This is a genomic window from Dialister succinatiphilus YIT 11850 (genome assembly GCF_000242435.1).
GTDB classification, from domain to species: Bacteria; Bacillota; Negativicutes; order Veillonellales; family Dialisteraceae; genus Dialister; species Dialister succinatiphilus.
This window is the reverse complement of sequence record NZ_JH591187.1, coordinates 125,518-139,267: the sequence shown is the minus strand read 5'-3', so window position 1 is coordinate 139,267 and position 13,750 is coordinate 125,518. Positions and strand designations below refer to the sequence as shown.

The window sequence follows — 13,750 nt, the reverse complement described above, 5'->3', positions numbered from 1 at the left end:
TAGAATTATTCTATACAGCAGGAGGTACTTATGTCTACAAAACGCGTACTCGCTATTCATGATTTATGCGCCTTCGGGCGTTGTTCACTCACCGCAGCGCTGCCGGTGATTTCCGCCATGGGGTTTCAGGTGAATCCCTTCCCCACTGCTATTTTCAGCAATAATCTGACCTACGGTGATTTCACTTTTTCTGATTTCACTCCTCACATGAAGGAATTTATGGATCAATGGCAGAAGCTTGGCTACTCTTATGATGCCATTTACAGCGGTTTTCTGGCAGACGCTGGCCAGATCGGCATAGTGCTCGACGCCATTTCCCGTTTTGCCGGGAAGGATACCCTGGTGGTGGTGGACCCGGCCATGGCAGATGACGGAAAGCTCTACCCCGTTTTTACTCCGGACATTGTGAAGGAAATGAAGAAACTCATCAGCGCCGCCACCGTGGTGACGCCGAACTATACGGAAGCCTGCCTTCTCACAGACCGTCCCTATGATGACAAGCCGGTTACCACGGATGCCCTTCTTTCCATTGCCCATGACCTCACTGCCCGGGGTCCCAAACAGGTGGTAATTACCAGCGTGCCATCGGATAAAGGCACCATCCGCATTGCCTGCTTCGATGCCAATGAAGGCACCTACTCCGATTACAAGGTAAAACGCATCCCCTTTGCCACCTGCGGCACCGGCGATCTTTTCACCAGCGTGGTGACCGGTTCCCTTCTTCAGGGGAAAAGTCTTTCCGACGCAGTCAAGAAAGCAGCTTCCTTCCTTTCCTATGCCATCGAATACACCTATAAAGACGGCAGCGATTACCGGGAAGGGGTGCAGGTGGAGCCCTGCCTTGCAAAACTTTTGGAAAACTGATTTCTTCGCCTTTGGACACACCTTCGGTGTGAGGGTTGACGGGGCTTCGCCCCGAAGGTTCTTAAGGTTCTTAAGTTTGACGGCCCTTCGGGCCGAGGGTTGTGGTATCGCCCGCAGGGCGATGAGTATGAAGTCAGCGTTACGGGATTTGGCTTTCTGTATCATATGGCATGAAAAGCATTCCGGCGCTTCCCTTTGGGTGGCAGGGGAACTGGATTCATTCGGCGATTTCCCTGCCCCGCGGGAAAGAATCCCACCTGCACTCATCGAGTGGTGCCGCAGAGGTAGGTAAGATCCTCTTTCCCCCAATAAAAAAACCATCAAAAAACAGCCCGAGGGCTGTTTTTTTTGATGGTTTTTTTATTGAATGGAAGCTCTTACTTTTTCCAAAGCGTCCCGGTCCGTCATATTCCAGGTCAGGGGCGTCAGGGTAGGATAGCCGCGGTGAATCCAGAAAACGTCGGTGTCCGGCGCTGCATCGGGCAGCATTTTCCCGGAAAGCCAGAAACCCAGATGACCGGAGGGGTCTTTCATTTCGCGAATGGCATTTTCATAGCGCTGCACGCCCAGCTTCACCACCTTCAGATTGTCCAGGGACAGTTCCTTCCCCTCTTTAGGGATATTGAGGCTTAAGGTGCCCCTGTATTTTTCCTGGACGAAATATTTCCTTACGATGTCAAAGGCAAAGGTGGAGGCTTTATCCAGAAAATCCTTGTCCTTTATGGTTTCTGCAGAAAGGGCGATGGAAGGAATACCGAAGACCGCCCCTTCCAGGGCGCCGGCTACGGTACCGCTGTAAAGGCAGTCGGTGCCGCTGTTGTAGCCGTTGTTGATGCCGGATACCACCAGATCCGGCATGTCATTCCGGAGCCAGTGTTCCAGAGCCAGCTTGCAGCAGTCTGCAGTGGTGCCGTTGCAGGAAAGGACGGAAATATTTTCTCCATAGCTTTCCTTGTGCCACATACGCAGATAGGTCTGGAGGGACAGGGAGGAGGAACAGGAGCTTCTTCCCCGATTGGGAGCAATAACGGTGACCCGGCCCAGGCGGGAGAGTTTTTTTGCCATTTCAATCAGTCCGGGAGACTCGAAGCCGTCATCATTGGTCATAAAAATATGCATGGTTCACCTGATTTCTAACACATAGATTCTGATTCCTTTATTGTACCATATAAATAGACAAGGTTCTATATAGATTCTGTAAAGTCCCAAGGCCTTACTTCCTGGCTGCAGCGCCGATTCTTCCTTCCTCTTTTTTCAGGAAATGAAGGAACGAGTGATTTTCGAAGAAAAGGAAAATCATAGGCATCACAAGGAGCGTGAAAATGGTGGAGGTTAGAAGACCGCCGATGATCACCCAGGCCATGGAGCTTCTTGTTTCGGAGCCTGCCGTCACTGCCAGGGCCGTAGGCAGCATGCCTACGATCATGGTAAAGGTGGTCATAAGGATAGGTTTGAGTCTGGTCCTGCCGGCTTCCAGCACCGCGTCCTTCGGATTCATGCCCCTGGTATGCATGAGGGTCAGGGTGTAGTCCAGAAGGAGGGTGCCGTTCTTTGCCACCACGCCATCCATGACGATAATGCCGATCATGGAGTAAATATTCAAAGAATCATTCATGAGGAAGAGGAAGAAGAGAGAGCCGATCAGTCCGAAGGGCAGGGAAAACATGCGGATGAAGGAAGTCTTAGCTGATTCGTAGAGCACGGACAGGACCATGTACACCAGCACCATGCCCATGAGGAGGGCCGCCAGAAGTTCGGTGAAACTTTCATTCATGCTGTCCGCCTGTCCGGAGAATCGGAAGCTCACGGTTTCAGGCAGTCCGGCGTCTTTAAGGTCATGGGTCACTTCTTCAATGACCTGGCTCAGCGGACGGCTGCCGGGATTTCCGCCGATAATAATGGACCGCTGCTTATCGGTGCGATTAATGGTAATGGGCCCTTCTTCATCTTTGATCTGCGCCACATCGGAAATATGGACCAGGCCTTTGGATGTTTCAATGGGAATGACTGCGAGATCCGATTTCTTATAGGATTCACCGCCCCTGAAATATACATTGATATCTGTATCATTGCCGCTGTTTTTCACGTCGTTTGGAAGGACGCCGCCGCCGCTGCCGCTGATGGCGGATGACAGGGTATCATAGAGGCTTCCCACGGTGACGCCGTAGTATTTCAGCTTCTCCCTGTCCGGAACGATGGAGAGCTCCGGCAGTCCTTCCTGATAGGTGGAGCTCACATCGGTAATGCCATAGTCCCCCTGCTTCAGCATATCCTGGACCTTTTCAGAAGCAAGAATCAGATCCTGCATGTTGTTGCCCCGGAGTTCCAGGCGGAAAGCGCCGCCGCCCTGACCCAACCCGCCGCCGGAAGTGCCGGACACAGAGGCCTGGTCTTCTTTGATTCTCACATCGCCGTCATGGATGTTCTGGGAAATCCAGTTTCTCATTTCATCGGTAATGTCCCAGATGGAACGGTTCCGGTCCTGCCTGTCCATGAGAGACACCCGGATGCGGCCGGAATTGACGCCGCTACCGCCGCCCACCATGGCCATGTAGTACTTGGCTTCCGGAACCTTGGACAGATAGTCCTCCAGCTGGGTGGTCACCGCATCGGTGCGCTCAATGCTGGCATCGGTGGGAAGCTTGATCTGCACATTGAAACCGCTTTCATCGGTGCGGGGCATGTACTCCCTGCCGATGATGCCCAGAGGCACCATGGCCGTAAAGAGGGCCAGCGCCAGGGCTGTGCCTGCAAAGAGTTTCTTTTTATGGTGAAAGCTCCAGTGGAGCGCCTCTTCGTAGAAATCCTGCATGCCTTCTTCCATCCGGTCCATCGCCCGCCAGAGCTTTCTGTCCGGTACGTGAAGGCCTTTTTGGAAGAATCGGGAGGCCAGCATGGGTGTGAGGGTGAAGGAAATGAAAAGGGAAAAGAGCGATGCAAAAACGATGGTCAGTCCGAACTGGCGGAAAAACTGGCCGGTCATGCTGGTCATGAAGGCGATGGGCAGGTACACCACCACATCGCAGATCGTAATGGCAATCGCCGCCATACCGATTTCCATACGGCCCTTCACCGCCGCCTCTTTTGGACTTTCCCCTCTGGCCAGATGGCGGTGGATATTTTCCAGCACCACAATGGAATCATCTACCAGGATGCCGATACAGAGGGTCATGCCCATGAGGGACATCATGTTGAAGGTAAAGCCTGCCATGTACATGGCAAAGAAGGAGGCAATCAGGGAGGTAGGAATAGCAATCATGACAGCCGCTGCGGAGCGCCAGCCCCGAAGGAAGAGAAAGAGCACCAGGCCTGTGGTGAAAAGGCCTTCCACCAGGGTGCCCAGGGTATTATGGAGAGCTGTCCGCACGTAAGCAGCAGAATCGTTGACGACAATGAACTGATAGTCCGGATACTCTTTTCTCAGCTGCTCCAGCACTGTCATGACAGCGTCGGACGTGGAAACCAGGTTGGCATTGCTGTTCTTGTAAATGGATATGCCCACGGCGTCCTGGCCATTGATCCGGGCATAGCGGGACACCTTTTTATCTTCCCTCACCACGTCTCCCAGGGCGGTAATGGGTATGGCGCCGCCGCCCTGGGCGGTGACATAGATTTTCTTGATATCCTCCACCGAATGGTACTGCGCATTCAGCCGGATCTGGGTCTGCCGGCGGTCCGTGTAGGAGGAGCCGGCGGGGGCCAGCTTGTTTTCCCGTTTCAGCGCTGAAATGATGTCATTCATGGAAATCCCGTAGTAGGACAGCTTGTCCCTGTCTATCTTGACCGCAATTTCGGGGTCTCTGCCGCCGGAAAGTTCCACATCCGACACACCGTCGGCCTTGGTGAAATCGTTGGTCAGCGTATTGTCTGCCAGCGAATACATTTCATCCAGCGGATGGGGCGAAACCAGGGCCAAATCCAGAATAGGCGCTGCATCCATATCCCGCTTTTCCACCACCGGGTCATCGGCATCATCAGGAAGGCTTTTCCTGATGGCATTCACCTTCTGGGAAGCGTCCACCGCCGCTGCATCCACATCGGCATCAAAATTAAGCTCCAGGGTAACCTGGGACTTCCCGGTCCTTGACTTGGAAGTAATATGCTTGACATCGGACACCGAGGAAAGGGCATCCTCCACGGGCTTGGTCACCTGCTGCTCCACCGATTCCGCATCGGCGCCGTCATAGGTGACGCTGACTACCACATAGGGCGTATTGATTTTCGGATACAGTTCCACACCGATGCGGTAGTAGCTGTAAAGACCCAGGGTCACGAAGAAGAGGACAATCATGATGATGCCCACAGGATGGGTGACGGCGTAGCGGGTCATATTCAACCGATTCATACCGTTCCCTCCACATCCACCGTCATACCGTCCTTCAGTTTGGAAATATTGGTGACTGCAGCCCGGTCTCCTTCAGAAATTCCTGTAAGGATTTCAATGGAGTCATCATTATAAAGGCCGGTGGTAACTTCCACCTTTTTCACCTTATGGCTGCTGTCAATCAGGAAGGCCCACTTCTTTCCATTATTTTCAAGCACCCCTTCCTTGGGCAGGTACAGGGCATTCTTCCTTTCCATGGCCATCACAACGCTTCGGCCAAACATGCCGCCCCGAAGATTCCTTCCATCCCCGTCAAGAAGGATGCGGACCTTGTAGGAATGGGTAGAGGAATCCAGGTCCGGGCTGATATAAATGATTCTTCCCTTTACCTTCTCTCCCAGGGAATCGATGGAAACATCCATGTCCATGCCTTCCCGAAGAACCCCGATGTCCTGTTCCGCCACGGCGCAGTCCAGGTACAGAGCACTGTTATCCACAATGGTTAAAAGCTTCTGGCCTGCCGACGCCCACTCTCCCGCTTCCGCATCCCGATAGCCGATGGTACCGGACACAGGGGCATACATGGTCATATCCCCCTTCTGACTTTCCAGGGAATCTACAGTATAAGCCGCCTTTTCTGCTGCCGCTTCTTTGCTTGCAATCACTGCCGGCACGCCCTCCACATCCTGACCGGTCAGGTTCTGAAGGGCCGCTCTGGCTTCCATCATGGCCTGGTACTTGTCATCCCGCTCCTGTCTGGAAACGGCGCCTTCCTGGAACAGGGTGTCATAGCGGTTAAAAGTGGAAAGGGCATTATCATAATCACTCTGTGCTTTCAGGGTGCCTGCGTCATAGGAAGCCCTGCTTTCCACTGCATCTGCCGCAGCCTCATGGCTGCCGGCCCGGTTCTGGGCGATGGAATAGCTGATATCCTTCGTGTCCTGGGAAATAAGGATATCTCCTTTTGTCACCTTGTCCCCCAGATCCACATATACTTTCTCCAGCCGGCCTGCATACTTGGGAGAAATATCCACCGATTCCCGGGGCACTGTCTCTCCCGACAGTACCACCCGTTTCATCATGTCCTTTTTCTCCATTTTTTCCACCTTCACCAGCGGATGGGCCGATGTTTTCCCCACGCTGACCCGGCTGCGGTGGGTGTAGGCGTAAATGCCGCAAAGCAGGAAAACAAGGATAACAGTCCATATGATGATTTTTGCTTTTTTAGAATGAAGCCATGAAAGCTGCATAAAATCCTCCCCATGATGATTCATGACCGCCATGAATCGTCTGCTTCCTTCATTATACAGGGCCCATGATATGATTCAAAGATTTTTACGAAGAATTTAACATTTCCGACCCATAAGCCCCGGTAAAGCGGCAAAAAAAAAGGTGAAGAAATGAGGAACATTTCTTCACCGCTGTTTTACTGATCGATTTCTTTCTTTCTGGTGAGCTTGGCCTGCTCAAAATGCATGCTTCTTGTATGGATGGTATGGACCCAGCCCTTCTTGTGGCGGTCCTTCCAGCCCAGGATGGTGACAGGAATCCAGGAATACATGAATACAGGATAAATGAGCCAGTAAAGATAAATCTTCAGAGGCACTTCGATCTGCAGCAGCACGATGAGGGGCACCACGGACTGGATGAAGCCAAGCACCGCCCAGAACTGACGGGGCACCAGCACATCGTTGTACAAAATCACCGTGAAGCAGGGATAGAACATATTGATATATGTCATGATGAGGTAGAAGGTGGAGAGCAGAAGGAAATAGTTCTGCAAAAGCTGCATGATGCCATCCAGGATGACAATGCTGTGCCTTTTGATGCCTTCTCTGAAAAGGATGGGAATGTATCGTTCAGAGCAGTCGAACTGGCCCTGGGCCCACCGCTTTCTCTGGCGGCAGGAAGCCATGAAGCCCAGCGGTTTCTCATCATAAATAATGGCATCATGAACCCAGCAGGTACGGATGCCATGGGACAGGCATTTCATGGAAAATTCCATATCCTCAGTGAGGCAGTCGCAGCCCCAGCCGTATTTCTTCACAATATCCGCCGCAATGCACATGCCTGTACCGCCGAGGCAGGAGGACAGGCCCAGATTATACTTGCCCAGATGCCACAGATGGTTGATGGTCCAGAAGGCAATGGCAAAGGTGCCGGATACCCAGGTATCCGTGGGGTTCTTGGCGGACAAATAGCCCTGCAGCACCTTCTGGCCCTTCAGAAGGCGGTTGTTCATAACCGCCAGGAAATCCAGATGGACCAGGTTATCAGAGTCGAAGACGCAGAAAGCATCATAGCCTTTGTTCAGGGCGAAAATCTTTGGGAATACCCAATCCATGGCATACCCCTTGCCCACCAGCTCCCTGTTGGTCCGTTCAAAGACGTGGGCTCCGTGGGCGCGGGCAATATCGGCGGTATGGTCGGTGCAGTTATCTGCAATCACATACACATCGTAGAGCTCTTTGGGGTATTTCAGCATTTTCAGGTTTTCCAGAAGGTCTGCCAGCACCATTTCTTCATTATGGGCCGGTATCACCACGGCAAATTTGCTCTTTGGAGGTGCCAGATTTTTTTCTTTTCGATGCCACATGCCGCATACAGCAATGACCGTATAGTAAATGGTAAAAAACGCCACGATCAGCTGTACGGGGATCATGATTATATCGAGTATGTAAGTCATTATTCTTTCCCTTCGCCGTTTTCTCCGGCAGTTTTCCTGGTTCTCTTTGCTTTCCGTTTTGCCTTTCTGCGGTTCAGGAAGGTATTCATCATGCCAAACATGATATAGCCGGCGCAGAGAGCTGCTGCCCATACAGGCCAGTAGAAAATGGTGCAGATAATGAAGAAGGCAAAGCAGATCAGAAGAGCCGGCAGATGAAGCTGATCGGCGCTGGCCCCTTTGTTGTCGGGATAGTGGATTTCACTGACCATGAGGAAGGCCAGAAGAAGTACGCACAGCACGGCCAGCCAGTTCCAGATCTTAATGCCCGAAAGTACATAAGCTGCCACAATGACACCGGTCGTCGGGCAGGGCAATCCTTCAAAATAGCCGTGCACACTGGTGACCTTCACATTGAACCGGGCCAGACGGAAGGCACAGAAGGTCCCCAGAAGGGCACAGGGAATGAATCCCACCGGTCCCAGTTCATGCAGCTGGTAGGCATACATGAGAGCGCCGGCGGCGATGCCGAAGGAAATGTCATCGGACAGGGAATCCAGTTCCACGCCCATGGGGCCTGCCGTATGGAGGGCCCGGGCCACTCTTCCGTCAAGAGCATCCGCCACCATGGCGATAAGAATGAATACAGCTGCCGTTTTGAAATTGCCCTCAATGGACATCATAATCGACAGACCGCCAAATAATGCATTTGTTGCTGTGACGGCATTTGCAATCCAAGATTTACTCACTTACTTCAGCCTCCCTACGACAGTCAGACCGCCTTTGACCTTATCGCCTTTTTTTACACAGATTTCGCAGTCACCGGGAATGTAGAGCTCCGTGCAGGAGCCGAACTTAATCATTCCGTACAGTTCTCCCTTGGTGAGCTTGTCTCCCAGGTTCTTCCAGGAAACCACCCGCCTTGCCAGGATGCCGGCAATGAGGATGACCAGGATGGACCGCTTCTTTCCTGTAATACCAATGGCACCCCGTTCATTTTCAAAACCTACCCCTTCCTTGTAAGCAGGAAGGAACCGGCCCTGGGTATAGGACTGGTACTTGATTTCACCTGCCATGGGGCTGCGGTTGCAGTGGACATCAAAAATGGAGAGGAAAATGGTAATCCTGTGACATTTTTCCCCAAGGAACGTATCTTCCTCCACATCATGGGACACATCCACCACCGTGCCGTCTGCCGGGGACACCAGGGTATCATCACCGGGGACGATTTTCCCGTTCCGCGGCGGGCACCGGAAAAAATAAGTAAAATACAGACAAAGTACGAACGGTATCACTGCTGCGTAATACCATTTCAGATAACAGAATAGAACTCCGAGAAGGAAAGTCACCGCCATGAAGGGATAGCCTTCCTGTAATATGATAGGTTTTTTCAGCATCACTGACTCCTGCGTTCTTTTTTCCATTTCCCTACAGCCCGCATGAACTTCGGCAGAGCCATCATGCGGCCGATGCGGCTGGGCTGCAGGTACAGGCGGTAAGCCCATTCCAGACGGTTTCTCTGCATCCAGAGAGGCGCCCTCTTCAGGTTGCCGCTCATGACGTCAAATACACCGCCGATTCCCATAGAAAGAACGCCCAATTCCTCCTTGTGGGCATAGAGCCACTTTTCCTGCTTTGGCACGCCAAGGCCGGCAAAAAGCAGCTTTGCCCCGCTTTTTTTAATATCTTCGATAATTTTCTTTTCTTCTTCTTCATTGAAATAGCCGTCATGGCAGCCTACCAGGGAAAAACTTCCGTGGTCTTCCATGAATTTTCTGGCTGCTTTGGCAGCTACCCCCGGATTTCCCCCCAGAAAATAGACCGGCCAGTTCATGGCCGAGGCCTTTTTCAAAAGCTCTGTAGTCAAATCCGCCCCGGTCACCCGTTCCGGGAAGGGGGTGCCCAGCTTTTCGCCGGCCCAGAGTACGCCGGCGCCGTCAGGAACCACAAGATCTGCGCCGTTCAGTATGCGGGCCAGCTCAGGGTCCTTTTGCGCAATCATAATCATTTCTGCATTGGCCGTGGCAATCATGGAAGGCTTCCCTTCCATGATTCTCTTTTCCGCAAAGGCCAGTGCTTCTTTCATGGTCACCGCATGGATGCGGATATCCATGACTACATGGGATGTCAACGTTATATCCTTCATTTCGTACTGTAATTCGGTGCTTCCTTCGTAATGCTTACATCATGAGGATGGCTTTCACGGAGGCCGGCGCCGGTGATTTCAATAAACTGGGTTTCCTCGTTCATGGTTTTGATATCCGGCGTACCGCAGTAGCCCATGGACGCACGGAGACCGCCGATGAGCTGGAAAAGCACATCGGACACATGGCCCTTGTAGGGGATCTGTCCTTCAATGCCTTCCGGCACCAGTTTCTTCGCATTCTGCTGGAAATAGCGGTCCTTGCTTCCGGCCTGCATGGCTCCCAGAGAGCCCATGCCGCGGTAAGCCTTGTATTTCTTACCCTGATAAATGATGGTTTCTCCCGGGCTTTCGTCGGTGCCGGCCAGGAGGTTCCCCAGCATGACAGAGGAAGCGCCGGCGCCAAGGGCTTTGGCAATATCGCCGGAATACTGGATGCCGCCGTCGGCAATGATGGGTACCCCTGTGCCTTCAGCCGCCCTTGCGCAGTCATAAACAGCAGTAATCTGGGGCACACCGATACCGGCAACTACACGGGTAGTGCAGATGGATCCGGGGCCGATGCCTACCTTCACCGCATCTACGCCGGCTTCAATCAACGCTTTGGTGGCTTCATAGGTTGCCACATTGCCTGCAATCAGTTCCAGATGGGGGAAATCTCTGCGGAGGCGGCGGATAGTTTCAAGCACCCCTTCGCTGTGGCCATGGGCCGTATCAATCACGAGCACATCTGCTTTGGCAGCAAGGAGTGCTTCCACCCGGTCTTCCACATCCGGTGTCACACCGATGGCTGCGGCTGCCAGAAGGCGTCCGTCCTCATCCTTCACGGCATTGGGATATTTCTTCATCTTTTCGATATCCCTGATGGTGATGAGGCCCTTCAGGTATCCCTCTTTATCCACCAGCGGCAGTTTTTCGATGCGGTGGGCCTTCAGGATTTCCTTGGCTTCATCAATGGTGGTATTTTCCGGAGCTGTCACCAGACCGTCATGAGTCATGATGTCACTGATTGGGCGGGAAAGGTCCGTCTCAAAACGCATATCCCTGTTAGTAATGATGCCTACCAGCTTTCCCTCTTCCGTAATGGGAACGCCGGAAATATGGTATTTATTCATCAGTTCGTCCGCATCAGCCAGGGTATTGTCCGGAGCCAGGTAAATAGGATCCACAATGACGCCGTGTTCGGAACGCTTGACCAGCTTCACTTCCCGGGCCTGCTCGTCGATGCTCATATTCTTATGGATGACGCCGATACCGCCTTCACGAGCCATGGCAATGGCCATTTCCGCTTCCGTTACCGTATCCATACCGGCACTCATAATGGGGATGTTCAGCCGGATATGTCTTGTGAGCTTCGTGCTTACGTCCACATCCCGGGGAAGTACCGTGGAATGGGCCGGAATCAGAAGTACATCATCAAAAGTAAGCCCTCTCTTGCCAAACTTATCTGCTCTCATCATAGCCTCCGTTTCTTGAAATCAGATTTCCTCTTTCACTTCAGGTATATGATTTTGAATCCATTAATTTAATCATTATAACATAAATAAAAGGTACAGGAAAACAGGAATTGCAAAGGGGAAAGGTTTGCGGTCCTTTACTTTCCATCCTCTTCATACAGTTTCTTGAAGAAGGCCCCGCCGAAGCGATGGGAAAGCTCATCCCTGAAATCAGCGCCGCCATCTACCGCCCGCTTTGCCTCCTTCCTCGCCCTTTCCAGAAGAGGCAGATCCTTCACAATATCCGCCGCCTTCAGGTCCGGCATGCCATGCTGGTGGTAACCGAAAAATTCGCCGGAGCCCCGCAGGAGGAGATCCTTTTCGGAAAGGAGGAAGCCGTCCTGGATTTCACACATCAGTTTCATGCGGAGCCGGGTGATTTCATTCTGGTTGTCGGAATAGAGGATGCAGTAGGACTGGGCACTGCCCCTTCCTACCCGGCCCCGGAGCTGATGGAGCTGGGAAAGGCCGAACCGGTCCGCCCCATAGACGAACATGATGGTGGCATTGGGCACATTCACCCCCACTTCGATGACCGACGTGGCCACCAGAAGATTGATTTTTCCGTCATGGAAATCAGTCATGACCCGGTCCTTTTCCGCATTCTTCATGCGGCCGTGCACCAGGCCCACCTGAAACATGGGAAACACCTTTTCCTTCAGCTGTTCATACACCGCCACCGCAGAGGCCAGATCCTGCTTCTCGCTCTTTTCTACCAGCGGACACACCACATACACCTGATGGCCGGCAGTCATTTCCCTTCCCATGAAATTGAATACCCGCTGAAGCAGAGCGCTGCCGATGGCATAGGTCTTCACCGGATGCCGTCCCGGCGGCATGCCCCGGATGGAGGAGAGGTCCAGATCCCCGTAAATGGAAAGAGCCATGGTCCGGGGAATGGGCGTAGCCGTCATCACCAGGATATGGGGATAGCCTCCCTTCGTTTCCAGGGCCTTTCTCTGCTTCACGCCGAACCGGTGCTGTTCGTCCGTAATGACCAGTCCCAGATGGGCAAACACCACATCCTCCTCAATGAGGGCATGGGTGCCGATGAGCACATCAATGGACCCATTCTTCAGCCCCTTCAGGATTTCATTTCTTTCCTTCGTCTTCGTCTGGCCTGACAAATAAGCCACATGGATGGGAAGTCCCTTATAAAACTCCTGGAAGGTCCTGTAATGCTGTCCTGCCAGCACTTCCGTAGGCGCCATCAGCGCTCCCTGGTATCCGTTCTCCACGATTTTCGCCAGTGCCAGCGCCGCCACGGCGGTTTTGCCGCTGCCCACGTCTCCCTGGATGAGGCGCTGCATAGGGATGAGTCCCTCCATGTCGTCCTCAATATCCGAAAAGGCCTGCTGCTGCCCGGCAGTCAGATGAAAGGGGAAATTATCAAGCACCGACCGCACCAGCTTTCCCGACGGCGCGCACTTGATGCTCATCACATGGCTCTCCCGCTTCTTCCGAAGGAGCAGGATGCCTGCCTGCATGAAGAAGAGCTCCTCGAAGGCCGTACGGCGCCGGGCCTCCTTCTGCTCCTCCCAGTTTTTCGGATTGTGCATGGCCCGGGCTGCCTCCAGCCGGCCCATGAGATGCTCCCTTTTCAAAGTGTCCGGCGGCAGGTTTTCATCCATATCCTCCACCTGGTCCAGAGCAATAGAAATCATATCCCTCATCTTCCCAATGCGTATGCCTTCGGTTAAAGGATACACCGGTACCAGCTTCTGAAAAGAAGAAAGCTCCTCCGGCGTTACGATTTCGATTTCTGCATTGGAAATCTGGAGCTTACCGTAGTTGTACTCAATCCGGCCATAGGCCAGCACATGGGTGTCCTTCCGGAAAGTTTCCCCTTTCCAGGGCTGGTTGAAATACACCAGGGTCACGGCGCCGGTTCCGTCTACCAAAAGCACATTCAGTATGCTCATGCCCCGCCTTGGCGTAAGCATCCGCATATCCGCCACCCTGCCGTAAATGACAGCCTCATCATCGGGACGAAGCTCCTCCATTTTTGTGATTTTGGTCCAGTCCTGGTAGCGCCGGGGATAGAAGGAAATCAGATCTTCCACCGTGGCTATGCCCAGCCGCGCCAGCTTTTCCTTCATACTGGGCCCTACGCCCTTAATATATTGTACGGAATCTGATAAATGCATGAGGAAAACCTTTCCGAAAACAGAACCCGGAAAAAAGTGTGCCCGGGACAAAACAGCAATGTCTCTATTTATTATATTCCTGAAAATTGATTACGTAAAAGACTTGCTTAA

10 protein-coding genes are annotated in these 13,750 nt (G+C 52.8%); 1 reads left to right on the top strand and 9 read right to left on the bottom strand.

Features of this window, described 5'->3' with window-relative positions; genetic code table 11:
* The first annotated feature begins 30 nt into the window (after positions 1-30).
* Positions 31-864 carry a pyridoxamine kinase gene (locus tag HMPREF9453_RS00650; RefSeq protein ID WP_008858623.1) on the top strand — a complete coding sequence of 278 codons (834 nt, stop codon included), beginning with the start codon at positions 31-33 and terminating at the stop codon, positions 862-864.
* Between the two features lie 360 nt (positions 865-1,224).
* On the opposite strand, the gene surE is transcribed toward HMPREF9453_RS00650, so the two are convergent.
* The 9 genes from surE to recG all read right to left on the bottom strand — a co-directional run bounded on the left by surE (position 1,225) and on the right by recG (position 13,639).
* Positions 1,225-1,983, bottom strand: coding sequence for a 5'/3'-nucleotidase SurE (gene surE / locus HMPREF9453_RS00645; RefSeq protein WP_008858622.1), 759 nt, complete (start codon positions 1,981-1,983; stop codon positions 1,225-1,227).
* A 94-nt stretch (positions 1,984-2,077) separates the two neighbouring features.
* Positions 2,078-5,209 carry an efflux RND transporter permease subunit gene (locus tag HMPREF9453_RS00640; RefSeq protein WP_008858621.1) on the bottom strand — a complete coding sequence of 1,044 codons (3,132 nt, stop codon included), beginning with the start codon at positions 5,207-5,209 and terminating at the stop codon, positions 2,078-2,080.
* Positions 5,206-6,438, bottom strand: coding sequence for an efflux RND transporter periplasmic adaptor subunit (locus HMPREF9453_RS00635; protein ID WP_008858620.1), 1,233 nt, complete (start codon positions 6,436-6,438; stop codon positions 5,206-5,208). The genes HMPREF9453_RS00640 and HMPREF9453_RS00635 overlap by 4 nt, the downstream gene beginning before the upstream one ends.
* Before the next feature lie 176 nt (positions 6,439-6,614).
* The gene (locus HMPREF9453_RS00630; RefSeq protein WP_008858619.1) at positions 6,615-7,874 is read right to left on the bottom strand and encodes a glycosyltransferase family 2 protein; all 1,260 of its coding nucleotides are present in this window, start codon (positions 7,872-7,874) and stop codon (positions 6,615-6,617) included.
* Positions 7,874-8,602 carry a CDP-diacylglycerol--serine O-phosphatidyltransferase gene (gene pssA, locus HMPREF9453_RS00625; protein ID WP_008858618.1) on the bottom strand — a complete coding sequence of 243 codons (729 nt, stop codon included), beginning with the start codon at positions 8,600-8,602 and terminating at the stop codon, positions 7,874-7,876. Before pssA ends, HMPREF9453_RS00630 begins: the two co-directional genes overlap by 1 nt.
* Positions 8,603-9,250: a phosphatidylserine decarboxylase gene (locus HMPREF9453_RS00620; protein ID WP_008858617.1), complete on the bottom strand. Its 648-nt coding sequence runs from the start codon at positions 9,248-9,250 to the stop codon at positions 8,603-8,605.
* Positions 9,250-9,999, bottom strand: a complete 750-nt coding sequence (locus HMPREF9453_RS00615; RefSeq protein ID WP_008858616.1) for a WecB/TagA/CpsF family glycosyltransferase — start codon at positions 9,997-9,999, stop codon at positions 9,250-9,252. The genes HMPREF9453_RS00620 and HMPREF9453_RS00615 overlap by 1 nt, the downstream gene beginning before the upstream one ends.
* Complete coding sequence (gene guaB / locus HMPREF9453_RS00610) at positions 9,996-11,453, bottom strand: IMP dehydrogenase (RefSeq protein ID WP_008858615.1); 1,458 nt, start codon at positions 11,451-11,453, stop codon at positions 9,996-9,998. The genes HMPREF9453_RS00615 and guaB overlap by 4 nt, the downstream gene beginning before the upstream one ends.
* Positions 11,454-11,590: 137 nt before the next feature.
* The gene (gene recG, locus HMPREF9453_RS00605) at positions 11,591-13,639 is read right to left on the bottom strand and encodes an ATP-dependent DNA helicase RecG (RefSeq protein ID WP_040379401.1); all 2,049 of its coding nucleotides are present in this window, start codon (positions 13,637-13,639) and stop codon (positions 11,591-11,593) included.
* Positions 13,640-13,750: the final 111 nt, after the last annotated feature.